The sequence below is a fragment of the Lyngbya confervoides BDU141951 genome (assembly GCF_000817775.3).
GTDB lineage: Bacteria > Cyanobacteriota > Cyanobacteriia > Thermosynechococcales > Thermosynechococcaceae > Lyngbya > Lyngbya confervoides.
This window is the reverse complement of the sequence record NZ_JTHE03000015.1, coordinates 51223-75893: the sequence shown is the minus strand read 5'-3', so window position 1 is coordinate 75893 and position 24671 is coordinate 51223. Positions and strand designations below refer to the sequence as shown.

21 protein-coding genes are annotated in these 24671 nt (G+C 55.0%); 8 read left to right on the top strand and 13 right to left on the bottom strand.

The window, feature by feature from the left end; all coding sequences use genetic code 11:
- Positions 1-48 precede the first annotated feature (48 nt).
- The 5 genes from QQ91_RS02485 to QQ91_RS02465 all read right to left on the bottom strand — a co-directional run bounded on the left by QQ91_RS02485 (position 49) and on the right by QQ91_RS02465 (position 8652).
- A complete protein-coding gene (locus tag QQ91_RS02485) occupies positions 49-1251 on the bottom strand; it encodes an MGDG synthase family glycosyltransferase (protein WP_166279622.1) in 1203 nt (400 codons plus the stop codon).
- A 67-nt stretch (positions 1252-1318) separates the two neighbouring features.
- The gene (locus tag QQ91_RS02480) at positions 1319-2581 is read right to left on the bottom strand and encodes an S-layer homology domain-containing protein (protein WP_166279620.1); all 1263 of its coding nucleotides are present in this window, start codon (positions 2579-2581) and stop codon (positions 1319-1321) included.
- 85 nt (positions 2582-2666) lie between these two features.
- Entirely contained in the window at positions 2667-3017 is a 351-nt protein-coding gene (locus tag QQ91_RS02475) for a hypothetical protein (RefSeq protein WP_166279617.1), read from the bottom strand.
- 97 nt (positions 3018-3114) lie between these two features.
- Positions 3115-5253, bottom strand: coding sequence for a cation:proton antiporter domain-containing protein (locus tag QQ91_RS02470; protein WP_166279614.1), 2139 nt, complete (start codon positions 5251-5253; stop codon positions 3115-3117).
- Positions 5254-5598: 345 nt separating this feature from the next.
- Positions 5599-8652, bottom strand: a complete 3054-nt coding sequence (locus tag QQ91_RS02465) for an MFS transporter (RefSeq protein ID WP_166279611.1) — start codon at positions 8650-8652, stop codon at positions 5599-5601.
- 478 nt (positions 8653-9130) lie between these two features.
- Here QQ91_RS02465 and QQ91_RS02460 point away from each other — a divergent pair, with 478 nt between their 5' ends.
- The 4 genes from QQ91_RS02460 to QQ91_RS02445 all read left to right on the top strand — a co-directional run bounded on the left by QQ91_RS02460 (position 9131) and on the right by QQ91_RS02445 (position 11388).
- A complete protein-coding gene (locus tag QQ91_RS02460) occupies positions 9131-9556 on the top strand; it encodes a CsbD family protein (protein WP_166279608.1) in 426 nt (141 codons plus the stop codon).
- A 97-nt stretch (positions 9557-9653) separates the two neighbouring features.
- A complete protein-coding gene (locus tag QQ91_RS02455) occupies positions 9654-9947 on the top strand; it encodes a sll1863 family stress response protein (RefSeq protein WP_166279605.1) in 294 nt (97 codons plus the stop codon).
- A gap of 59 nt (positions 9948-10006) precedes the next feature.
- Positions 10007-10357, top strand: coding sequence for a hypothetical protein (locus QQ91_RS02450; protein WP_166279602.1), 351 nt, complete (start codon positions 10007-10009; stop codon positions 10355-10357).
- 86 nt (positions 10358-10443) lie between these two features.
- Complete coding sequence (locus QQ91_RS02445) at positions 10444-11388, top strand: YihY/virulence factor BrkB family protein (RefSeq protein WP_166279599.1); 945 nt, start codon at positions 10444-10446, stop codon at positions 11386-11388.
- Here QQ91_RS02445 and QQ91_RS02440 read toward each other — a convergent pair.
- Positions 11385-13055, bottom strand: coding sequence for a sensor histidine kinase (locus QQ91_RS02440; protein ID WP_166279596.1), 1671 nt, complete (start codon positions 13053-13055; stop codon positions 11385-11387). The genes QQ91_RS02445 and QQ91_RS02440 overlap by 4 nt on opposite strands.
- 11 nt (positions 13056-13066) lie before the next feature.
- The gene (locus QQ91_RS02435; RefSeq protein ID WP_166279593.1) at positions 13067-13786 is read right to left on the bottom strand and encodes a response regulator; all 720 of its coding nucleotides are present in this window, start codon (positions 13784-13786) and stop codon (positions 13067-13069) included.
- Positions 13787-14156: 370 nt separating this feature from the next.
- On the opposite strand from QQ91_RS02435, the gene QQ91_RS02430 reads away from it, so the two are divergent.
- Positions 14157-14696 (top strand): Dps family protein, encoded by a 540-nt coding sequence (locus QQ91_RS02430; protein ID WP_166279590.1) that lies wholly within the window; start codon positions 14157-14159, stop codon positions 14694-14696.
- Positions 14697-14760: 64 nt separating this feature from the next.
- On the top strand, positions 14761-15531 hold the full coding sequence (locus QQ91_RS02425; protein ID WP_166279587.1) for a ChaB family protein: 771 nt from the start codon (positions 14761-14763) through the stop codon (positions 15529-15531).
- Between the two features lie 134 nt (positions 15532-15665).
- On the opposite strand, the gene QQ91_RS02420 is transcribed toward QQ91_RS02425, so the two are convergent.
- The 4 genes from QQ91_RS02420 to uvrB form a co-directional block, all read right to left on the bottom strand.
- A complete protein-coding gene (locus QQ91_RS02420) occupies positions 15666-16652 on the bottom strand; it encodes an SDR family NAD(P)-dependent oxidoreductase (protein ID WP_236096043.1) in 987 nt (328 codons plus the stop codon).
- 49 nt (positions 16653-16701) lie between these two features.
- Entirely contained in the window at positions 16702-17604 is a 903-nt protein-coding gene (locus QQ91_RS02415; protein WP_166279584.1) for an RAD23 family protein, read from the bottom strand.
- A 344-nt stretch (positions 17605-17948) separates the two neighbouring features.
- The gene (locus QQ91_RS02410; RefSeq protein ID WP_166279581.1) at positions 17949-18401 is read right to left on the bottom strand and encodes an SRPBCC family protein; all 453 of its coding nucleotides are present in this window, start codon (positions 18399-18401) and stop codon (positions 17949-17951) included.
- A gap of 6 nt (positions 18402-18407) precedes the next feature.
- On the bottom strand, positions 18408-20411 hold the full coding sequence (uvrB, locus tag QQ91_RS02405; RefSeq protein WP_166279578.1) for an excinuclease ABC subunit UvrB: 2004 nt from the start codon (positions 20409-20411) through the stop codon (positions 18408-18410).
- A 170-nt stretch (positions 20412-20581) separates the two neighbouring features.
- Between uvrB and QQ91_RS02400 the strand changes: the two genes are divergently transcribed.
- Positions 20582-21487 carry a hypothetical protein gene (locus QQ91_RS02400; RefSeq protein ID WP_201277285.1) on the top strand — a complete coding sequence of 302 codons (906 nt, stop codon included), beginning with the start codon at positions 20582-20584 and terminating at the stop codon, positions 21485-21487.
- A gap of 167 nt (positions 21488-21654) precedes the next feature.
- A complete protein-coding gene (locus tag QQ91_RS02395) occupies positions 21655-22599 on the top strand; it encodes an alpha/beta fold hydrolase (protein ID WP_236096042.1) in 945 nt (314 codons plus the stop codon).
- A 3-nt stretch (positions 22600-22602) separates the two neighbouring features.
- Here the strand turns inward: QQ91_RS02395 and QQ91_RS02390 are convergent, their stop codons facing one another.
- Both QQ91_RS02390 and QQ91_RS02385 read right to left on the bottom strand, forming a co-directional pair.
- Positions 22603-22974 carry a DUF2237 family protein gene (locus QQ91_RS02390; protein ID WP_166279572.1) on the bottom strand — a complete coding sequence of 124 codons (372 nt, stop codon included), beginning with the start codon at positions 22972-22974 and terminating at the stop codon, positions 22603-22605.
- Between the two features lie 460 nt (positions 22975-23434).
- Positions 23435-24670 carry a 1-acyl-sn-glycerol-3-phosphate acyltransferase gene (locus QQ91_RS02385; protein WP_166279566.1) on the bottom strand — a complete coding sequence of 412 codons (1236 nt, stop codon included), beginning with the start codon at positions 24668-24670 and terminating at the stop codon, positions 23435-23437.
- Between the last annotated feature and the right edge of the window lies 1 nt (position 24671).

Sequence of the window (24671 nt, the reverse complement as noted above, 5' to 3'; positions counted from 1 at the left end):
GGCTGAACAGCCCCGGTCCCGGCAAAAAAGAGGAGGGTTGGTCTCGCCTTAGGAGGCTGTGGCCATGGAATCAGCAGCTTGGGAATCAGCAGCTTGGGAGTCAGCCGCTTGGCCCGGATCTGCCTTGGAGGGAGAGGAGAGAATGGTTTGGGCAATGGACTGGGCGGCATGGGGTCGCCCCAGGGCCAAGGACCAGTCCCGCATCTGTTGCAACCGCTCCGGGTGAGCCAGCAAAAACCGCACTGCCGGGGCCACCATTTCCGGCAGGTGAAGCTGAACCCCAGCCCCTGCCGCAGCAATAACATCGGCATTCTCTTCTTCCTGACCGGGAATCGGGTCAATGATGACCATCGGAGTTCCTCGCGCCAGAATTTCGCTGGTAATCAGGCCTCCGGCCTTGGTAATAATTAAATCGCTTGCCACCACATAGTCATCGATATTCGCCAGCATGCCGTACTTTTCCAGGCGGGTGGTGTCGCTGCTGTCAAGATCTTCTAGGGCTTCAAGCAGCTCCTCGTTGCGCCCGGCCGCCACGAGGAGTCGACTCTCCCGGTCGCTTTCCAGCAGATCCTTCACCACACTTCTAACGCGCTTGACGTTGAGCCCCCCGCCTAGAAGCATCACCACCGGGCAATCTCGACTCCAACCGAGCTGCGATCGCACCTGATCGCGATCCTTAGATTTTGAGATTTCAGGATTAATGGGAATCCCCGACACGTGGAGTAAATCGGGTTCAATGCCGCGCTGCACCAGAGTGCGCTTACTAATTTCATTCGGCAAAAAGTAGCCATTGACGCCACGGTTAATCCAGGTGCTATGCACCATGGCATCGGTCACCACCACGTATTGAGGCGGAGAAATGGCCTCATCGGGATCGAGCAGCTGCAGAAGCCGGCTGGGGATCTGCTGAACCGAAACAATAATGTCGGGATTCGCATCGCTAACCATCTTGCCAAGCTGGCGGAAGAAGGGTTTTTCCAGGGTGGCCCAGGCTAGATTATTCTCAAGGGACCGCTCTAAATCCTCAATGTCGCTGCCTTCGTAAAAGGCCTTGTAGAGGAGGGGAATATTTTCGCTCAGTTGCTCGTAGGTGCGGGTCACGAGGCCGCGATAAAGCGCATTGGCATGGGAAAGGGCATCTTCGCACTGCACCTCCACCTGCGGAAATTGTAGAAATGCCTCTTCCAGGGCTTTGGCGGCGCTAACGTGGCCGGATCCAAGAGAGGCATAGAGTATGAGTACCCGAACCATATTTTTCTCCATTCAACAAACGAAAATCCCAGCGGTCACCCGCTGGGTCTGAAAAAGTTCTCCGCGCCTAGGCGCCCATCCGAAAGCCGGACTGAAGGGTCAGATCTAAATCTTCCTCCGGATCAATAATAATCACCGCAGACTCTTCCAGCGCAGCGGGCGCTTGAGCAGGGTCTTCTCCAAAAATTGCGCTTCCCAGGTTCGGGAAAAGGGCACGCAAGACGGATCGAGCCGCATCGGAAGGCTTCACCTGAGCGTCAACCTCGGTCTCCTCCAGCTCATTTTGGGTGACGGGCAGGCGGAGACTGGAACTGGCATTGAGCGGATAGACTCGATTTCCAATTGTCACTGAATCGGCCACGTAACGAGTGGCAACCGTTTGGGTGGTTCCCGATTGAATCTGAGTGGGACGGAATGCACCGCGAATGATGCTGCCCTTAGGGATCATCACCGTGCCGTCCATCATGATATCCTCAGCGACCTCTAAATTGGTGGCATACACTTCGCTGGGCACGATCGCATAGCGAATGGATTCTTCACCTGGTGCCGAGACCTGAATCCGGGTTCCGGCACGCACCATCGAACCCGGAAGCGGGTTGGGTGTTTCCCCAACCGATCCCTGCGGCTCAGCCCTGACCAGGTACTGATTGGCCCTCAGGGAGGCGGCCAGTGGCTCAAGATCCCCTTGATCCACCAGGGCCTGGTAAACCAGGGCTGCCACATCTGCGCGTGTCGTTACCTGATTTGGGTTGAAGTAGTTGACGTTAGGATAGTTCACCACAATGCCGTTTTGGGTCGCCGCTGCCACCCCCGGACGGGCATATTCAGGAATTTGTCCCGCATCCCGATAACGGTTTAAGCTGGCGTTGACGCTGGGCGCCTCTGGGCTTAGCTCTAAACCACTGGCCAGGGAAACCACGGCCTGAACCTTGGGAATTTGTTGGTTGGGCAAAAAGCTGCCGTCAGTGTAGCCTGACATAAATCCGGTTTCGTAGGCTTCCTTAATCGCCGGAACCCCCCAGAAGCTGGAGGACACATCGTTAAAGCCCCGGTACTCTCGTACGCGATTTTGATCAAAGGCCTGGCGCAGAATGGCGGCAAACTGGGCACGGGTAACCGGTGCATTAGGTTTAAAAGTCCCATCGGGAAACCCAGCAATGATATTGCGCTCAGCCAGCTTTTCAATAAAGGGTCTGGCCCAAAAGCTCAATTCAACATCTGAAAACTGCGGGGTTTGGGCCATGGCAGCGGGCTGGATCACAGGCAGGGAAGCAGCAGCCGTTAGGCCAGCCAGAGCAAACAGTGCAGTCGATGGACGGCTAAAATTCATAAACTCTCCTTCTTGGTTCTTCTCTCTTGCTCTAGGGCGCCGTACACGCCACGGCGCCGCTGAATATTCAGGGTTGACCTGAACCCTAGATAATCCCTACCCCTTTTCCGCGATTATCCTCTTCCAGCGTGAGCTCACCTTGCTCGCTGGTTTGATTAATTTCTTGAAGTTCTTCCTGGCGCTCTTGGCGATTCTCTTGCCCTTCCTCGCGCAGGTCACCCGGTTCATTGACGTACATTTCTGGCTCAATGGCGTAGTTGTTAATCAGACCTTCTTGGTCGGAGGTGAATCCACCGGTAGTCTCCGTGGAATCCTCAGAATCCACATGCTGAAAGTCTGACCCTTCGCGTTTCATCCGAGCGGCGGTTTCGGCAGGGGTTAGATGGGGATCGTAGGTGACGTTTTTCGTAGGAATCTTTTTGTTTTTCTTGTCCATGGTTGATTTTCCTTAATTGGACTGGTGGTGCTATCTTCCCAGGAAAATTGGCGCGATCGCTTCTATCAACGGTCCAGGATGATGGCCGCGATCCCCTCTAACTTTGGGGGGATGTTCCCAGGGGCAGATCGGCGGGCCGAGATCGGTCTGGGGACTGTATTGTCGGGGCCGCCGCCAGGGTAGGCGTATAGACCACCATCATGGACGTCTGCCAGTTGCGGTGGGCGATCGCCTCGGGCTCCCGGCGCATGACCCATTTTCCCTGACGGCGGCGGCGGCGGGCCGGCAGCAGCAGTAAATCATGCTCCCCTACAGCCTGGGAAACCCGCTGCACAAAGCTTCCCCGGAGGGCCTGAGCCGGAATGTCCTCTGGGAGTGCTGCCATCCACTGATCGGCTTGCCTGGCGTTAGAGCCTTTGAACACATAGAGGATTTCAATCTTTGCTTTTAATTCAGAAGCCAAATGCTGGCCCAGGGCAAGGGTAAACTTGCTGCGAGGGGAGAGGCGACGGCTGGCGGGCAAAGCCACCACCACGCGCTCGGTGCTTTCCAGGGGTTCGGCACAGCGGGTCACCAGTACCGGAACGCTGGATCGGAGAATCACGTCATCGATGACGCTGCCGAACAGGCTTTCTCGGTAGCTGGAATAGCCCTTCCAGCCACAGATGATCAGGCTGGCTCGATGCTCTGCGGCGGTGCGCACAATCCCACGGCTAATGCTGCCGTCCACCCGGCCAATTGGCTCCACATCCACAACGGCACTATGGGCCACGTTGGTGGCTGTATCCAGTAAGCGCTGTTGGCGAAGCTGCTGCGCCGCTGAAATTTGGCCCTGGCGATCGGAGATCACATGGAGCGGCAGCAGGGTACCCTCAAGGCCCTTCGAGATAAAAATAGCCAGATTCAGCAGACTATCTTCGGTGCTGGGATTAGCCACGGGCACCAACACTCGCTGCCCTGGATCGAGTCCAAATTCCGCGGGCTCCGAGGCCGGAGCGGTGGCGGGCTGCACTTGATTTCCCCAGCGCTCGGCAATCCAGGGGGAGAGAATGCAGCTTACCAAAATCATGGCAATGATTCCATTGACGGTGGCCTCATCCACAATGTCGAGATTAAAGGCCACGGTAATGGCTGCCAGGGTTGAAGCGGCTTGGGCCACGGACATGCCAAACACCGTCATCGTACTGGGAAAAGACCAGCCAAATAACTTCCCGGACCCCCAGGCAGCCAGAAACTTGCTCACCAGCTCCGCCCCGATAATCACCGCGGCCACCAGCAAGGAGCGGGGTTCCTTAATCAGAATGAGGGGGTCCACCAGCATCCCAACAGAAATCAAGAAAAAGGGGATGAACAGAGCATTCCCGATAAACTGAATCCGGTTCATCAGGGGACTAAGGGCCGGGATTTGTTGAGTGATGGCAACGCCCACTAGAAAGGCGCCCACAATGGGTTCAATCTCAATGCGACCGGCAATATAGGACACCACGAAGAGCGCCACGAGCACAAAGGCAAATTCTGCCCCTTCATCGTGTCCGAACCGGCGAAAAAACCAGCGCCCCAGCCGTGGCACGCCCCATAGGGTAGCAAAGGTAAAGACCACCAAAGAGGGAATAAGAAACAGCCAAAATGTGATGGTTAATCCCCCGGATTTTGCCTTGACCACCAGGGCCAACACCAGCAACGCCAATACGTTGGTAATTAAGGTGCCTCCCAGGGTGGCGGTGATGGGCGGCGTTTTCATAATGCCCAGCTTATTGAGCACCGGGAGCGCCACCAATGTATGGGACGCAAGACAGGAGGCCACCAGAACTGCGGCAATGAAGTCATAGCCCAATGGAATCATTGCCCCGGTGCCAATGGCCATCGGGATTAAAAAGGTCATCAAGCCAAATCCAAGGGCCGATTTAGCGTTTTGCTTGAGATCTTCAACACTGGTTTCCAGGCCCCCTAAAAACATTAAAAACAGCAGCCCGACGGTTCCCAGAAGCACAATGGTGTCGTCGCGCTCCAGCAGACGGATGCCGTGGGGGCCAACAATCACCCCCGCTAAGATGAGCCCCACAATTCCCGGGAGGCCCAACCGCTCTGAAAGCAGCGGAGCCACTAGCATGATGCCGACAATGACCAGAAAAATGGTGACTGGATCTTGAATGGGGCCCTTTAAAAGGGGCGACAAGAGCGCGATCGCCCCTCCTGAGCCAAAGCCCAGGGAGATCCCTGAGAAAATAGCGGGCATTATGGTATTACTCCCGACCGCATGCGGTCGCCTAGGGTGGATTAAAAGATTGTGGATTAACAACGATTGGAGGGGGCGCAGATCGGGTTTGAATCCGGCGGTTCTCTCAATGATTCGGATTCATTTTGAGTCCAGTTCTCCACCGAGAACATCTATCGTAAGCCAGAGTCCCGCTCCGCCCCGACTCTGTCTTTAGAAGCTTGCCCTGCCGATCGGGGGCCCGTTCCGAACACTCTCGATCTAAATCACTATTGCCCAAAAGCGCCCCCCAATCGGTACTGGGGGGCGCTGTCCTGGGGTAGCCTTGCACCCTGGCGAGGCTTGATCACCCCTAGGGAGCCAATCCTACAGGGCCAAGGTGGCGCCAAAAGCCGCCGCCGCGCCAGAGGCGATGGCGGTGGCAAAAAGCCACCAGGCCGCCACGGCAGCTGCCTTGCGGGTTGCCTCCATCTGGACCCCAGCCTGAGCTTTTAGGGTCTCCAGGCGCTCTTGAAAACGCACCTGCACCCGCTCAGCCCGCTGCAGTAGGCTGACCCGCGTCGCTTCAATTTGATCGAGCAGGTGGTTCACATCCTGCTCGGCAATGGCGTCATGGGAGCTGATCACTGCCACCAGCGTCTCGCGATCAAAGTGAGAGAGGCGATCGCGCAGGGACTCAAATCCGGCCTCTGGGTCGTCCATGAGTTGACGCAGATCGCGGCGGATCTCGTCATAATTCAGCTCTGGACGCTCTAAACCATTGAGATAGTTGCGAATTCGCCGCAGAATTTGGTCAAGGACAGCCTTCACCTGCTCTGTGACCTGCGTGATTCGCGCCCGAACTTGATCGCGCACGGCAACGATCTGATCGACCACCTCTTCAGCCTCGGCCTGGGTCATATCTGGACGTTGGGCCAACAGCGCCACGAGGGTGGAGCGGTCCATCTGTGCAAAGCGATCGCCCAAGCGCTCCATCCCCCACCGGGGATCTTCTAGCAACACGGACACGTCTCGCTTAATTCCCTCGGGATTGAGCTCTTCCTTGTGGGTGGACTTCAGGTAGTCTTCTAAACTGGCTTGGAAGCTTTGCAGTTGGTCCTGGGTCCGCTGGGCCAGTCGTCTGGGCGCTCGTGCGATCTGCTGAAGAGTGCCCTGGACCTGGTCAATAATTCGATTGACCTCCTGGGCGCTCAGATCCTCACGCTGGGAGATCAGCTGCACCAGGGTATCGCGATCCATTTGGGTAAGGCGATCGTAGATGGCCTCATAGCCAGCTTGGGGATCCTCAAGCAGCAGCTGGAGATCGCGCTTAATGCCCGTGGGATTTAGCTCTGGCTTGCCGGTGCTGCGCAGATAGTCAGCAATGGCCTCTCGCGCCTGATCGTACTTGGCTTGGGCTTTAGCCATCAGGATCTCAGGAGCATGCTTCACCTGTGACCAGCTTTGCTCAACCGAATGTAAGATTTCTTGAACTTCAGTATCACTCAGGTCGTCTCGCTGGCTGAGAAGCTGCACCAGGGTATCGCGGTCAAACTGGGCCAGCCGCACCTGTAAATCACGAAGGCCGGCCTGGGGGTCGTCCAGCAGAGTTTCTAAATCCCGCTGGATTCCAGCCGGGTTCAGCTCCGATTTTCCAGTGCGCCGCAGGTAATCCTGGATCTGCTGCCATTGTTGCTGCACCCGATACTCCACCGAAGCTTGCAGCCCTTCGGCCTCAGCCAGGGTTCGGTCTAGGACCCGCTGCAACTCTTCCAGAATATGATTGGCTTCCTCCGAGCTAATATCTCCCCGGTTGATCAAAGGCGTCAAGAGGGTGGCGCGATCGAGACGGGCGAAGCGCTGGCGGAGCTGTTGCGCATCTGCATCCGCATCGGCCACCAGAGATCCAAAGGCCGCTTGAAGGTGCGCTGGGGTTAGCTGATCCTTCGGGGTGTGGGTTAAGTAGGTAAAGGTCTTTTTGGACAGGCGATCGCGCTGTTGATCCTCCAACTGCACCGACACTTCATTCAGAACCTGTTGACGCGTGGCCCGCAGCTGCGCCGCGATGGCATCAACCTGCGCCTGGGTAAAAAGTCCCCGCGATCGCAGCAGTGCGTCAAAGTCCATTGTCACAAGGCCCGCAATCTGTCGCTTCACCGTTGCCAGGTCCGCCTCGGGATCCAGAAGCACGGCCCAAAAGTCCGTGGGGATGCGATCGCGGGTCAACCGCCAGGGGGGAGAGTTGAGAATATAATTCTCCACATCGGTCGCAATGAGCGTGGGTCCCTCGGTTTCTGGGTTAAGGGCCAGGTACGCCTGATCAACTTGATCCATCACCTGCTGCTTGGCCTGCTTCAGCTGACGAGACACCTGAGTGACTTGCACATCTGAGAGATCTAACCGGCCCAGCGCAACACCCATCAACGTATTGAGTCCCTGTATAAGGAGATTGCGATCTTGCCTCTGGGTGCGATGGTCGTGGATTAGTGCCTGCAGTTCCTTCGCCAAACTGTCTGAAAGGAGCTGTTGGGGCGTTGCGGTTTTCACCAGATCCAGCAGTTGCTTAAAGCGATCGCGCCCTTGGTATTCGCCCGCCACCTGCCGCCAGGCCCGCTCAAGCTGATTCACCATGCGATCTTGCTCCCGCTTGGATAAATCGGTGCGCTCTCGCACCAGATCTGCAAAGGTGTCTCGATTCACCTGGCTCAGATGAATCGGATCGAGACCGGCCGTGTCCTGGAGCGTTTGCGCGAGTTCTTGGCGGATATTCTGGAGGTCAAGTCCCGGCGATCGCAGCTCCTGCACATAGTTTTTGACCGAATCTAGCAAATCCTCTGGGTCAATATCGGCGGCCACCTGGCGCCGAATGGCTGCGGCCGCTTTCTCCGCCGTTTGGACAATTTCAACCTGAGCCGTTTTAGCTCCCATCGCTGCAGCTGCTGTGCCAAAAATTGCCTGGAAACTGCTGGTGGCCGTGTTAACCACGGATCCAATCAGAGAGCCCACGGTGGTCGAGCTGATCCAGACCAGCGCCGTGAAATAGGTGGCCCAGATAATCAATGCCAGGGTTATGGCCTCCAGGGGCGTGGCCAGCAGGCTAAAGCGCAGCGCCAGGGCACAGGCCCCAAATAGCGCCAGACTAACGCTCACCAGGGTCCAAATTCCCATGGCCACCCCCACCGTTTTAACGGTGCCGCCACCTTCCTGGTCTGTCTTGGACCCATCCGAGGTGCTGAGAACTGAGATGCCGAGGGCAATGGAGAAGTTAGTCAGCAACATCTGAAAGGCAAAGGCCAGGACCAGGCCCGCTAACACCGTGAAGAAAAAGCGTGATCCAGACAGCTGAGGGGTGCGCTGAACAGTCTCAAACGGAGGATTGCTCAAGGCCTGCGCGAGAATATGGGGGACGCGCTGCCCGAAAAAAATCGTTGAAATACTCATGATGGTTGGGTTTTACCTGACAGATTGGATTGAGCGTTGGGGGTGGAGTCTGCCCCACCCTGCGTTCTTTTAAAACCAAACACGTCCTCAGAGAGAGATGGCTGGGTGAACGCGGGTAACTATCTATTGGCGGTAACTATCGGCTAACGCTTAAAGGGGACTTAACCTTCAATCTCTAGAGCTATTCAAAACCGAGTTGTCCCAGCCCTCATCCCACCATCGAGTTAATCCCCTCCCGATCTGGCTCTATCTTTTTAGGGAGAAGATCTCCATTTCAGGCAGAAATATTGGGCATTAAAGAGGGGAATATGGCTTGGCGACTCTACCCTTGGGAAGAGTTAGGCGCAGTCAAAGGAGGAACCAGCTTCTATCTTCTGCTAGATACTCTGCCTTCAGGAATCACGGTAAGAGTAGGACATGCTCAAGAAACCGAGCTAATTCAGCTATCAAATTCAGCTATCAAATGAGTTAGGACATCATGGACATCTTCAGTCGTTGCAAAAAAGCCATTGCCATTGGCGGCCTTTTTCTGACCCTCACCTTTGGCTTTTCAGGAAATGGGTCAAGCCTTGCGATCGCAGGTTCGCTTGACTCCGTCCATCCCCTCATTGCCGTGACGTCAACGGCTCAAGATCTCGACAGTCAGATCAAACGTGGCCTGGATAACATGGCGGGTTCCGGCACCAGCGATCAGTTAGAAGGGGCCGCCCAGCAAGCGGCCGGTGCGATCAAGAAGCAGGTTGGCCAGGTCACCCGTCAAGCCGAGGGCACCGCCGATCAGATCCAGGGACGAGCAAAGGCCGACATTGGCCGCGTCAAGGGATCTGCGGAGGATCTTGGCGAAGCTGCGGAGCGTTCTGGCGAGAGCCTGATGGATAATATCAAGGATTTCTTTGATAGCTAGTGATTGCGATCGCTAGTTGTATCGCAAGTTGTACTAAATAGGCTTTTTCGAGAATCCCTTCTGCGATGAGCTTATATTCTCTATCTAGGAGCGAGAGATGAAAACCCAAGAGCTGTATCAAACCTATCAGCAGAAAATGAATGAAAACTTGGCAAAACTGGATGCCAAGATTGAGGAGCTAAAAACCAAGGCAATGGCCGCCAAGGCTGAACAGCGCCAGAACTATCGGGATCTGGTGGCAGACCTAGAGGCCAAAAAGGCATCCCTTGAACTGAAGCTACAAAACCTCAAATCTAGCGGTCAAGATGCCTTTGACTCTCTTAAAGATGGCGTTGATAGCGCCTGGTCTGAGCTACAAACTGCCTTTGATCGGGCCAAGTCATCTTTTTGACCTGGGCTTGCCTTTTTTCAACGGCATCCCCCCTCATTAACTACCTCAGGAGACACAATATGACGACCTTAAACACCTTCCTTCGTGCCCTTAAACTCATGGCGATCGCCTTCGCCTTCTCCATCTTCATCATGGCCAATGCCACCCCGGCCTTTGCCTTTGGCAGCAGTAAGACCAGCCCCCAAGAGGGGGAAGCCAGCCTTAATCAGATTCGCGAAAAGTCTGAGCAGGTGAGCGACTCCCAACCTCGTTCTCTGAAAGAAGTCCAGTCCGTAGCTAAGGGTGGACTCAATGGGGTGCAAGGATCTGCGGACAAAGAGAAAATGATTCAGCCCGAGGATGCGCCGGAGGCTTCCACCGTGCGCGACGACATTGAATCTGGAATTAAGAGTATCCTGGGTCAAGACTAATTCTCACGGGTTGCCTTCGTTGCTCGCTCGAAATATCTCTTAAAGTAGAGGGGAATCCTTCCCCTTTTTTTATTTATTTTTCTGTCATGGTTTCCCTTACGCGATTGCGCAAAACAATTTGGCTACTGGTCTCTGAAACAATTGCCGAATGGAAGCAGGATAAGGCCTCTAATTTGGCCGCAGCCCTGGCCTACTACACCATTTTTTCCCTGGCCCCTCTACTAATTATTGTGATTGCCATTGCCGGTTTTTTCTTTGGGGAAGCGGCGGTACAGGGGGAGGTCGTGGGCCAACTTCAGGGCCTAGTGGGGAAAGAGGGGGCCAGTATCATTCAAACAACCCTGGAGAACGTCCAGAAAAATGGCACAGGGTCGGGATTTACGGCTTCCCTTATCAGTCTGGGCATTTTATTTCTGGGGGCCACAGGAATGTTTGTGCAGCTGCAGAATGCCCTCAATGCTATCTGGAACGTGAAACCCAAACCGAACCAGGGACTCATGGCCTTAGTCCGCACCCGTATCCTATCCTTTTCCATGGTGGTTGGCATTGGATTTTTGCTGCTGGTCTCCCTGGTCATCAGCGCCATCCTGAGCGCAATTGGCCATGTGGCCACGGGCCTACTGCCGGGAATGGATGTGCTGTGGAGCTTGCTTAACTTAGCCGTGTCCTTTGGCATTACCACTCTCCTGTTTGCCATGATTTTTAAGTTTCTACCCGATGTCCAGATTGCCTGGGGAGACGTTTGGATGGGGGCTGGTTTGACCACGCTCCTATTTGTGGCCGGAAAGTCCCTCCTGGGACTTTATCTGGGGCAAAGCAGCTTCAGTTCCACCTATGGTGCCGCAGGTTCCCTGGTGATTATCGTTGCCTGGGTTTACTACTCTGCTCAAATTCTTTTCCTGGGGGCTGAATTTACCCAGGTTTACGCTCGTCACTTTGGCTCTCGCATTCGCCCCAATCAGCGGGCCAGTCTTAAAAATCCCTCTCCCTCTCAATCGGCCGCCCGAGGGGCTGGGCAAGACCGTCCTTAGCAGGAGGCGGTGGGCCAGAAAAAACAGAAGCTTGCGCCGCTGCCGGGGGCTGAGGTGACCTTAATCCAACCCCCTTGTCGCTTGACGACTTTTTTTACCAGAGCCAGGCCAATACCAGTGTTATAGACATTCTGGCTGGGGCCAAGGGTTTCAAAAATATTAAAAATTCGCTCTTGGTCTTCGGGATCAATGCCAGGACCATTATCGGTGACCGTGAATTCATAGCCTCCCTCCACGGCCTGGGCGCTGACTGCAATTTTCCCCTGATCTTGATGATTATGCTTGATGGCATTGCTCAACAGGTTCATAAACACCTGGCTCAGTAAGATCCGCTGGGTGGTCAGGACGGGCATCGGTCGCTGGAGGGCTATCTGCACCGAGTCCTCTGACCCCAGCAAATCGATGATTTCCTCCAGCAGTTTCTCCACCTCGACCGGCTCGCGCGGGCCCTCGACCCGACCGGCTCGCGAATAGTCGAGCAGTCCCTGGATCATTTGATTCATGCGGGTGACGCGATCGCGCAGCAGGCCCATTTGCTGCCGGGTTTCTGTGGTCATCACCGCTGCCAAGTCCTCCTCAATCCAGGTGGACAGGTTGGCAATGGCCCGCAGGGGCGCCTTTAAATCGTGGGAGACAATATAGCTAAATTGATCTAGCTCCCGGTTTTGATACTCCAGCTCTCGGGTGGTCTGCTGCAGGGTCTGGTTGAGGGCCGTTAGCTCCGCGGCACGCTCGGCCAGATCCTTCTCTGCCTGTTTGCGCGCGGTGATATCGGTGGAAATTCCGCCAATGGCATAGGGCTGATCCTTGGAGTCAAACAGGGGAAACTTAACGGAGAGAAAAATTTTGAGCTGTTCTTTGGAAACAATGGTCTCCTCAAATTCAATGGCCGATCGCTGAGCTAAAACCTGACGGTCGTTTTTACGAAGCCGATCGGCCATATTCGGGGGGAGATAGTCAAAATCAGTGAGTCCCTCCATCTCCTCCGGTGACAGGTTAAATTGATTAGCACATTCTGGATTTGCCAGAATGATCCGTCCCGCCAAATCCTTGAGATAAACTAAGGCAGGGGTGTTGGCTAAAATTGCCCGAAGCTGCTGACCACTGCGCTCAGCTTCAAGCCGGGCCTGGGTAAGCTCCTGGGTCCGCTCAACCACGCGCTCTTCAAGGGTGGCATTGAGCTGGCGCACCTCTGCCTCCACCTGCTTACGTTGATGCACCTCCGCCATGAGGGATTGATTAGCCCTCTCCAGTTGAGCCGTGCTGGGAATGTTCAGCACCTGGGGAATAATCATCACCAACACCACCGCCGTGACGATGGAAATGAGCGCCGTGAGCAGTTTCATCGTGCCAGAGACCCAGTAGTCGGGATACCAAAGGGTCCACACCTCAAAAATATGGGTGGTTCCGCAGGACACAATAAAGCCCCCAAAGAGCAAAAAGATCCAGTTAAAGGGGAGATCCTCTCGCTTGTTGACCAGGTACACCAGGGTCAACGGAATGGAATAGTAAGCGATGGCAATGGCACTATCGGAGAGCACGTGGAGCCAAATCAGGCTGGGGTTCCACAGATAGCAATGCCCATGGGGGATAAAGGGGTTTCCCACGGCCCCTAAAAATGCCCAGATCGGCCCAAAAAAAGCTATCGAAGCAGAAAGCGCAAGCATGGTTTTAAACCCTAATGGATGAGTCCTGACCGAAGCGCCCGCACGGCAGCCTGCGTTCGATCATCGACCCCTAGTTTATTGAGAATGTTGCGGACGTGGGTCTTAACGGTCCCTAATGTAATATAAAGTTTCTCCGCGATGGCAGAATTACTGTTCCCCGACACAATTAGCTCCAAGATTTCCATCTCCCGCCCAGTGAGGGGGGTATTTTGCAACAGCGACTCTAGCTCTGGTGCGACGGCGTCAATTTCAATGGTGCGCTCCGCCGATTCAGCCTTGCTGCTGTTGACCGTATCACGAACCTGGCGCAGCACCACGCTCGCAATGGTGGGATCAATCCAGGCATTTCCTTCCTGGGTATCTCGTATTGCGGTAATCAGGTTTGTCAGGTCAATATCCTTCATACAGTAGGAATCAGCCCCCGCCGCAAAGGCAGCTAACACCGCGTCTTCGCTGTCATGACTTGTCAAGATTAAGATCTTGGTATCCGCCGTTTCCAACTGTTTTTGGGCTTCTTTGAAGCGCTGGGTGACTTCAATTCCGTCAATGTCGGGCAGTCCCACATCCACAATGGCCACATCAGGTTTTTGCTTATGGAGCAGAACCAGTCCTTCATTGCCTGAGGCGGCATCGCCGACACATTCAATATCGGGCTGTTCATCCAGGGCCGTCTTCAGCCCGAGCCGGGTCAGGGTGTGATCTTCTATGAGAACGACACGAATCTTATCCATGGTGCTTGTGATGATGGTGCCTAAAGGTGAATGCTTCAATTATCCTACGACAACCGTAGACATTGCGACTCCACTCCTAAAAGATCCATAAAATTCCTGAGGATAAGCAGGTAGGGACAAACGGCAAGGAAAACTTGAGCTTAGGCAATCTATCCAAATACAGAGATTGATTTATACCCTTTGGCGGTCACCCACTACAGCGGAGTTTTTTATAGTGAGGAGTAGGTTCGGATCCTCCCCTTTGCGATCTGGAATTTAAGCAAGCTTGGGTCGATTTTAGATCCCAGCGATGGCAATGAGAGCCCCTGCCCTCTAGCCTTCATTGGGAGTCATCGGGTCTGAGCGTCTGTTGTTAGCGGAATCAAATAAAATGCCGACTCTTCACATTGGTTTAAGCGAAAAAGAAAGACAGGGAGTCATCGACCTGTTAAATCGATCCCTGGCTGATACCTACCTTCTGGTCATTAAAACCAAGAAATATCATTGGGATGTGGTGGGACCACAGTTTATGTCGCTCCATGCCCTGTGGGAAAACCACTACGAAGCCCTTTCGACCAATATTGACGCGATCGCTGAGCGCGTCCGAGCCCTGGGCGGCTATCCCATCGGTACTGCCCGCGAATTTCTCGATATGGCGAGTATCCAGGAGCATGTGGGTGATTTACCTTCGGCAACCCAGATGGTGGGTCGATTGGTTGTAGACCACGAGAAAATCATTCGAAACCTGCGCGAATTCATCGATAGCTGCAGCGAAGAATTCCATGACGAAGGAACCGCCGATTTCCTCACCGGTCTGATGAGCAGCCACGAGGAAATGGCCTGGATGCTGCGCTCATTCATGGAAGGAGAGGCGGTGACTCCTATCGGCCAAGATAACGCAGACCTGCGATCGGCTGCGGGCGTTTCCTAAAACAGGAGTCACAAAAAAGTGCTCCCTTGCTTTCCCTTACTCTCACATTGTTAAGAAATTCATCATGTCAACTCCCTATCTTGCCGAACGCACCCTCTCTGCCATATTTAAAACCCAGTCAGAGATCGATCAAGTGGTGCGCCGTCTCCTGGAGCGCGATGTGCCGCGCGATCATATTTCCGTGATGGGGCGTAACTTTGAAACCCAAACCCGGATTAGTGGATTTATCACTAAGAAAGACGTTATCCTCGGTGGCTTGAGAACCGGGGCCGTCTTTGGGTCCTTAATCGGCTCCTTTTTTAGCTTGCTGACTGGGGTAGGGGTGTTGTTTATTCCCTTTGTGGGGCCAGTGGTGGCCGCCGGTCCCCTGGGAGCCCTTTTATTGGGGGCCGCTGGAGGCGCCATCGCCGGTAGTGCGGGTGCTGGTCTTGTATCGGTGCTAACGACCCTAGGAATGCCTGAGGAAAAGGCCGCCGTCTATCAAACTCGTTTGCAAGCGGGTGAATATATCGTGATGGTAGAGGTGCCAGCGGCACAGTCGGGAGAATTTCATCTGCTGCTAGAGAGCAGTGGCGGTGAAGATATTCACGAAAGCGATAAACCGCTCCCCCATCCCTGTCCTGGACGCTGCAATGGGGTTGACGATCTCTCGCCAGAGGTCCGCAACCATCTCTCCGAAGCGGCGCAGCAGGTGTTTATCCATCGATACAATGCCGTCTACGATGAAACAGAGGATGAAATGAAGGCGGAGCAAGCCGCCTGGCGCACCGTTCATGAAAAGTTTGACGAGGACGAAAACGGCATTTTCTCGAAGCTTAAGGAGCTAGTTTCCTAGGCTGCAGTCTAAATTTTTGCCTTCCAGCATTAACCGGAGCACGAAGGATTCTGCGTTTCCCTGGGAGCTTGAGGATTCAAGCTCCCAGGGATCTGTGGTCTAAAAGCAGAAATCATCCCAGCCAGGCCCTGAAGTTAAGGGCCTAGTCGCGGAGACTGGAGCACCAGATTCAGGAGTATCCACCAGGGTAGCTTGAGATCCAAAATCCAGGACTGATAGCGTTGGAGACGAGGCAGGGCAGAAGGCAGCAAGAATTGAAGCGATCGCAGGGAAACAGGACGCCGTCCGTGCTCATCCAGGATGCGGTAGCGTTGAGCCAGCTCTGCAATGATGCACAACTTCCCCTGATAGCGGTGGCGATGGGGATCCGCCGCCAGAGCAGCGAGGGTCCGTCCTACAAACAGGGGCGTCTCCCAGTTAAACTGGCTGCCCATGCGGGCCAGCGGCAAGTCTGGATGGTTTTGAGCCTCCTGGACCATCTGAGTAATGTGCTCAGTGCCCACAATGCCGGGCCAAACTGAAACCGAGAGCACGTTATGATCCTTAAGCTCCACCGCCATATCAGCAGCCAAGCGATCGCAGGCTGCCTTGCCGGCCCCGTAGGCCACCCCAAAAATGTAGGAGAGTCCCCCCCAGGAAGAGAGGGTGCAGATCATCCCCTGCCGACGCGGAACCATCATCTGGGCAGCCAGGCGACTGGCTAGGTAGTGACTGCGCAACCCCACCTGATTGCAGGCATCCCAAAGGTCTGCGTCGGCTTCCCAAAACGGCTGCCCGGCAAATTTGCGCAGGGCTGGCACCCCTGCATAGACATTATTCACCAACACATCCAGCTGTCCCTGCTGATCTGCGGCAATGCGATCAAATAGCGCGCGTACCTGATCATCTTGCTGGTGATCGACGGCCACGGCGATGCAGCGCCCACCTGCCTGCTCAACGGCGGCCTGCGTTTCCCTTAAGCTACCGCCCATGGCTTGGGGGTCTGCTTGGGGGGTGAGGGTGCGCCCTGTAATATAAACCGTAGCGCCCTGCTCACCAAAGGCAATGGCAATCCCCTTACCGATGCCGCGGGTGGCCCCAGTCACGAGGACCACCGGTGTAGATTCATTTTGCCCCATCATTTATGCCTGAAGACCACCGAGTATGCCTGAAGACCATCTAGGAAAGAGCTTAGGACACCGCCGTGCCCCGCACAAACCGACTATAGGCCTGCTGATAGAGCCGAGCCGACTGACTGGCGGTAAGCTTTCCCATGGGTAATCCTAACTCCTGGGCCAGCGCCTTGAGCGCACCCGGTAAAATCCCGTACTGCTGACAAAATCCTTTCCAGTTAATTGGGGTGGTTTTTGCCGCAGGTGCCTGGACATCATGAACCGCCGCTGTCGGCTGGGGGCGATTCCCCCAAGGATCTGACGGAGCACCAGAGCCTCCTAAGGTCGGAGAATCTGTGCGGGCAGGAGCGCTGTCCTGGGGGGGCTGCGCCGACCGTTGGGCAGAAGCCGGCACAGGCGCTGCGATGGTGGCCGCCTTGGCCTTGCCCTGAAGAACTGCCTGAGCCTGCATAAATAGATCCTCTGCGCTCAAGCGCTGCTTCAGGGCGGAGGTATAGAGAGTTTTATCATCGAGCAAAACGTTGGCATACACCGGCTTCTTAATGCTTTTGTCTCCCTCTTGCCCGGCTTTTTTCACGTCCTTCAGGCAGGGAATAATTTTCAGCGGTCGCCGCAGTTGATCCGGCGTGAGCTGGGCAATGGCCGCCATCACATCCCGCGAGAAGTGGGTTTCAAAACCTGAACAGAGCACATATTCCTCTTCGCGGGTGCGCATGGCCACATGTAGCTTAGGCACCTCGTCTTCTTTGCGATAGAGATCCACGATATATCCCGTCAGAGCAATGGCATTCACCGGCTCATCGGTGTCGATATAGGACCAGAGCGATCGCTTGGTGTTTTGAATATAGATAAAGCGTCTTCCCTGGGTAAACCCCAGGGTTCCCTGGTCATAGATTTGCTGCTCTAAATGCTCCACTTTACGCAGCAGCAGCTGAAGAAATGGCTCTGTCGGGTGAGTCATGGCAAACCTCTGGGATGGTGCGTCTGGATAGATCTGTCGCCAATGAACGTGAAGGGGAATCCTCTTATTATAGTATATCTGTATTATTATGGGCGTCAAAAAAGTCTCGAAAAAGGACGGGCGGTGAGACGATGAGACGGTGTTAATGACCGTGACCGGGATCACGCTAGGCAGTGATGAGCATCACCGTCCAAGGATAGTTCCTGGGTCAAACTAAACACATCTTAGCGATAGCTGAGATATCAATGGGGAACACACGTTTTACTGGCAGCTTCTGATGGAGCTGTCATTTTTTTATGTCCATGGCGGTGCGATTGAGCGCTGGAGGCAGCCCCGCCGGCGGGCTACATCTTCCCAGCGCAGGCCTCTCGCGTAACCTGATGTCGGTAATCAAACATATCCGAGAGCCGTTCCTTAATCCAGCCGCCCAGTAAAAACTCCGCCATGTCGCCTCCGGGCAGGGAAAAGTCGATTTTATCCACCAGGGTCGTTCCTCCCCGCTCGGCAATAAAAAAGTGCTGATGTTGCCAGAATTCCATCGGCCCCGACTTTTGCACGTCCACAAATCGATCGGGGGCCTGGCAATGGGTATGCACCGCCACCCAGGTCACGGGGATGGGGCCCAGCCAAATCCGAAACTCACTTTCTGCCCCCACCCCCAGTCCGCCTTCCCGGCGCACCACTTCCACGGGTTGCCAGGGAGGCGTGATGAGCGTGAGAATATCGGGCCGTTCATAGAAGCGCCACACCACCGGGGGCGCGGCATCAATCCAGCTTGTTTTTTCAAAATGCAGCATCTGACTTTACCCTCGCTGCCCCACCAGTTTTTCCCGCAAATGCTTGATGCGATCGCGCAGCTCCGCAGCCTTTTCAAACTCAAGATTTTTAGCCAGGGTTTTCATCTCGTCTTCCAGTTGGGCAATGAGTTCGGGAATATTCTCCAGGGGCAGCGCCTCCGCCTGGGCATAGGCCTGATCAAGCTCATGGGCATTCAGCCGCCGCGAAACCTCTAAAAAAGACAGAATTGAGTTATTGATCTGGGTTGGAATGGGCTGGGGAATAATGCCATGCTTGCGGTTATACTCCAGCTGAATCTCTCGGCGTCTCTCCGTTTCCGAAATGGCTCGGGCCATGCTCTCGGTTAGGTTATCGGCGTACAGAATCGCTTGTCCCTCCACATGGCGAGCGGCGCGACCAATGGTTTGAATCAGCGATCGCGTGGCCCGCAAAAAGCCCTCTTTATCCGCATCTAAAATGGCCACTAAGGACACCTCCGGAAGATCGAGACCCTCCCGCAGCAGGTTCACCCCCACCAGCACATCAAATCCTCCCTGACGCAGGGCCTGGATAATTTCAATTCGCTCAATGGCAGAAATCTCCGAATGTAAATAGCGGACAGCCACCCCTTGCTCCTGCAGATATTCCGTCAAGTCCTCGGCCATTCGCTTTGTCAGGGTGGTGATGAGGGTTCGCTCCCGCTTGGTCACCCGCTCTTGAATTTCTGCATAGAGATCGTCAATCTGGCCCTGGGTCGGACGGACAAAAATCTGAGGGTCCACCACCCCGGTGGGACGAATAATTTGTTCAATAATGCAAGAGTTGGACACCTCTAGCTCCCAGTCTCCTGGCGTCGCCGAGACAAACACACATTGATTCACCTTTTGCCAAAACTCCTCGGCCTTGAGCGGTCGGTTGTCGGCTGCGCTGGGCAATCGAAACCCGTGATCAATGAGAACCCGCTTTCGAGACTGGTCCCCGTTGTACATTGCCCGCAACTGCGGGACAGTGACGTGGGATTCATCCACCACCAGCAGCCAGTCCGAGGGAAAGTAATCGATCAAACATTCCGGGGGGGCACCAGCTGGTCGCCCTGCTAAATGACGAGAATAGTTTTCAACGCCATTGCAGTAGCCCACTTCGCGCAGCATCTCTAGGTCGTAGCGCGTACGCTGATCAATGCGCTGCGCCTCTAGCAACTTGGACTCAGATTCCAGATGGACCACCTGCTGCTTCAGCTCATCGGCAATCTCCTGGAGGGCAATCTCCAGCCGATCGGCGGGGGTAACAAAGTGGCGGGCGGGGTAAATATTCAAGCGATCTACGCTCTGTAAGGTTTCGCCCGTCACAGGATCAACGTAACGAATGGCGTCAATTTCGTCCCCAAAAAACTCAATGCGAATCAGCCGATCTTCGTAGGCCGGACCAATTTCCAGGACATCACCCTTAACGCGAAACCGACCTCGCCCCATGTCAATATCATTACGACTGTACTGAATGCTGGCTAAATTTCGCAGGATCTGGCGCGGGTCAATTTCAGCCCCCACGCTCAGAGGAATGGAGGCGTTTAGATATTCCGACGGAATCCCCAGACCGTAAATGCAGCTAATGGAGGCCACGACAATTACATCTCGACGCTCAAAGAGCGATCGCGTGGCGGAGTGACGCAGCATATCAATTTCCTCGTTAATCGAGGCGGTTTTTTCGATGTAGGTATCGGTGACGGGGATGTAAGCCTCCGGCTGATAGTAGTCGTAGTAGCTGATGAAATATTCCACCGCATTGTGGGGAAAAAAGGACCGCAGCTCGTTGCACAGTTGAGCCGCCAGGGTCTTGTTATGGGCCAGCACCAGGGTGGGCCGCCCCACCTGCTCAATGACACGGGCAATGGTGTGGGTTTTGCCGGTTCCCGTTGCTCCCAACAGGGTTTGAAAGCGATGCTGCTGCTGGATAGACTCCACCAGCTGCGCGATCGCAGTGGGCTGATCCCCGGTGGGTTCAAAGGGCGCTTTGATCTTGAAGTCAGACATGGCGATGGAGGAACGAAACCGGGTGTGGGGTATTTTTCTCGATGATATCGAAATTCTTAAAAAATCACCGTTGGGTTTGATATTTTAGCGGGGCACCATAAAAACAGTGGGGCTTCTCAACCCCGTGCCAGAATTTTTCCGGGCCTAGGACAAGCGTGTGAGGTGTGGTGATGAAGGGAAGGCATTGGCAGGGAATCGGGGCGTTCATCCTCAGTGGCATGATTGTGTCAATCTGCTCCGGGGCAGTGAGCTGGGCTGTCCCAATTCCAGAGGAGGTCAATGGGGAGGTCAATGGAGCGTCCACTCCGCTGATCCACCACTCCATTGAACCCTGGAAGGATCATCCCGTGGACGATCCGCTGATCTCAATGTCCCAGGCGCTGCACTCCTTGGTCATCCGGACGCGATGCTTACAGCCCCTGCCCAGTCCTGAACTCACCCTCAGCCCCTGGCGCAATCGCTACGATATGGCAGCCTCATTGCTCCAATGCCAAGACTATCTCCAGTCTGTTACCCTGCGCTCAGCAGAACAACAGTCCCTGGATTGGCTCTTAAGCCAGTTAGCCACCGAAATCCAGATCCTGCAGGGGCCAGAGGAGGTCATTGCCACCCATCAAATCCCCATGGAATCTGAACCGATCAAACAGCTTTACGCTGCCCTCAACGCCCCAGCGACCCTGGTGCCTCCGCTCCCCACCTCCAGGATTGCGCTCCCTGCCTCCTCTGATCTGATGCAACCCGACCGTCCCACCCTGCCTCCATTCCTTGAGGCGCCGCTGCCCCGTTCCCACCCCCCAGGATTAGATCGAACCGTAAGCGTGAGTGTGGAAAATTTCTGGGTGCCTGGCTCGGTTTTAGGCACCTCCCTCAGCTCATCCCTGGCCTCCCTGAGCGATCAGCCCATTCCCCTCTCCGCTGAACAAACCACAGAAATCAAGCTAGAGGCTTTCTATCGATTGCCCCTGGGCGATCGCCTGAGTGTCATTCCAGCCATATCCACCTCAGTGAACCTGCAAGAGAATGCTCCGCAATCTTATCGCTATCAGGGGTTAATCCACGCGGTGTTCTCATTTTAGATCGCAGGGCAATTGCTGAAACAACCAATCCATTGCGCCCAGACACCTGCTCCCACCCTTGGCCTTCTCCCCACAATTCCCAGAGGCTTATGATAGGGTGATTTTTGTTTCTATCGCTGTGCAGGCGGTTTGAGGACCTCAGCTTGAATGAAATTCAGCTATTATTTTTGACGATCACAACCGCTTACCAAGGCATCAGCTGCCTGTGGGAAGCCGGTCAGCCGGGCCAGCGCTTTGATATTGGTGGGTACTGCCTACATCTGATGGTGATGGGCACCCAGTCGCCAACCATTGTGTTAGATCACAGTCTCGGTGGCGTGGAGGGGTATCTGCTGGCAAAGCAACTCTCCTCTCTGGGCAAGGTCTGCTTTTACGACCGTGCCGGATACGGCTGGAGTGATTCCAGCCCCCACCCCCGCACCAGTCAGGTTTTGGTCAATGAACTAGAGGCCCTTCTCACTCAAGCCCAGATTCCTCCGCCCTACATCTTGGTGGGGAACTCCTTTGGGAGCTACACGGTGCGCCTTTATGCCCACACCTATCCCGAAAAGGTTCAGGGAGTCGTGCTGACCGATGGTCTCCACGAGGCAGAGATGCTCCGATTATCCCCGTCCTTGACGGCTCTGAAGTGGATCTTTTTCTCTGGGTTTTTGATGTCCATTTTGGGGTCAGGGCTAGGCCTGATTCGAGTGCTCAAACAGCTAGGCGCCTTCTTGTTCCTAAAGCCCCAGCTAAAACGCTGGAGTAAGGCGGAACAATACCCAGTCACTCGTTCCTTTTGTCGACCTAAACATTGGCTAACGATGGCCCGCGAGCTATGGAACTTAAACCGGAGTAGTCAGCAACTCCAGCGGACCCATCCCCTAGGATCCATCCCATTGGTTACCCTCAAGGCAGATTCCTTTTTTCATCCGAAACTCTGGACTCGCTTGATCCCACTCAGGCAGGCCAATCAAACCCGGAACTTAATGCAGGAAAGGCTCTCTCAGCTCTCCCATGACAGCGTCCAGATAGAAGCGCCCTTGAGCAGTCATTTTATCTGGGTCGACCAGCCCGAGCTCATTGCGGCAGCCATTCAACACATTATCCATCGAGAGGCAAAGCCCTTATAAACCCTAGGACTCCAGGGTGAACCGTTGAAGATCCGCCAGGGAAACAAACTCCAGCGCGCTAGCATGGGTGGACTCTAACCTCACTCGGGGCGCAACGCCCGCTTCTAGGGCCTCTTGCCAGCGTGAGGCACAAAGACACCAGCAATCGCCCGGTTTGAGTCCCGGAAAGTGATATTCCGGTCGTGGGGTGATCAGATCATTCCCTCGCTGTTGGGAAAAGCTCAAAAACTCTGCGCTCATTTGGGCACAAACCAGGTGGGCACCGATATCTCCAGCCCCCGTGTTGCAGTAACCATCTCGATAGAACCCCGTCATGGGATCGGTGCAGCAGGGCTTTAGGGTAGTTCCTAAAACGTTAGTCGCTTGAGCAGTCATATTAGGGGCTTCACCTTAGCGTTCAGGGCACAAGGACAGGGGGACGCCGGGAAACCTAACCGGGGGCAATGAGCTGCCAAACCCGTGAGATCCCACCCACGTGAGAGTTTTACAATCAGACCTCAGGTCAGATCAAGTATCCCCACACCATTGTAATCAGGGCCAGGGTTAAAAACAGCGTCCATAGAAATCGATCGGGACGGGAGACGCTCCGGAGATAGGCAAGTCCTAACTTCGGAATTTTAGGGCTAGAGCGGGGATGCTGCCTTGAATCGGGAAATTTCATCGGGCTAAGGGTGGAATAGCACTAGGGATAATCGAACTCGGTGGGCTAAGGCCTAGGGGGGAGTAAACTAGAACTAACCTAACAGGTCTCGCGTTCAGGTTTACCTTGAGCGCATCCTAATTTTGATGCTTCTCCCGTGAATGCCCTCCCGTGAATGCCCGGCAGCTTATAGAGTTACGGCTTTAGCCGGAGGGGCGCAGAGGTCTGGGGCGCCGCCGGCGTCAGCATGGATTGTACCTGCTGACGGAGTCCCTCGCTCAGGGTTTCCACCGTTTGCGATCGCCCCGCTTCATAAGCCTGCAGCCAATCTCTCAGGTTCACCGGCGCCCCGACTCGAAGATGCGCCCAGCGAAACCCCTTAATCTTGGGTCGATCAATGGAGAACACTTCGCGCTCAAAGCGCGTCAGGGTATCTAAAAATCGCTCTGGTGTGGGCGATTCTGCCACATAGCCATCGTAGATGGCATTAAAGTTAAGCAGCCGCTGGATCGATTTTTCAATCAGGGCTGCTGGCAGCGAAGCCTCAGGACCTTGGCCATCGGGAGCGTTCGCAGACTCGGTCATCTTGCGCAGGGCAAATTCAATCTGATAGGTGCGCTCGCGCACCAGAGCCTGGGGGTTGGTTTGAATCTGCAACGACTGCTCACACTGGCGCAGGATTTCCTGACGCAGGGTTTCAATTCTGGGGGTGAGATCGCGGCTGGGGGGAGGAGAGGGCAGGCCATAGTCCGCCTCGACCTGCTCCAAAACGGCAATCGCCAGGGTACGCAGGCGTTGATAGGGATCGTGATCAAGGTTGCGTTCCAAGCCAAGCTCCGCCTCTAGCCGGCCCAGGAGCGTATCGATCACCGGACCTAGGGGAGTGGAATATTCGTACTTGAGGGCCAAAGGGACCACATAGCAATCGGGGGGCGCTTGTCCCTGCCGCACCTGATGGACCAGGGTTTGTAGGGCAATTTGAATCGCCCCTGGCCGGAAGGGCATCACCGTCTCATTTTGAAAGGAGCATCCCCCTTCCGGGAACACCACCAGATGCGTGTCCGCTTGCCTCAGGAGCCTCTGGGTTTGTTTTAAACTCTGGCGATCGCTCAAGCCGCGGCGCACGGAGTAGCTGCCAATGCGCTGAAAAATCCATCCCAAGGGGCCGTCAAATTGCTCCACCGAAGTCAGATAGTAATAGCCCTTGTGCAGTTTTGCCGAGAGCAACATCACCGCCACAGGGTCATTAAAGCTGGGGTGATTACACAGGAGAATCACGCGCTGGTGCTGGAGCGATCGCAAAGTGGCCAAATCCGCCGCCGAAATCCGCAGCCGCATCTTGAAAAACAGGCAGGCCACCGGCGGGGCCATAATCTGCACCAGGCGAATCAGGCTTGAACTGGGTTTAGGGGGATAGAAGGCAGCGGCCATC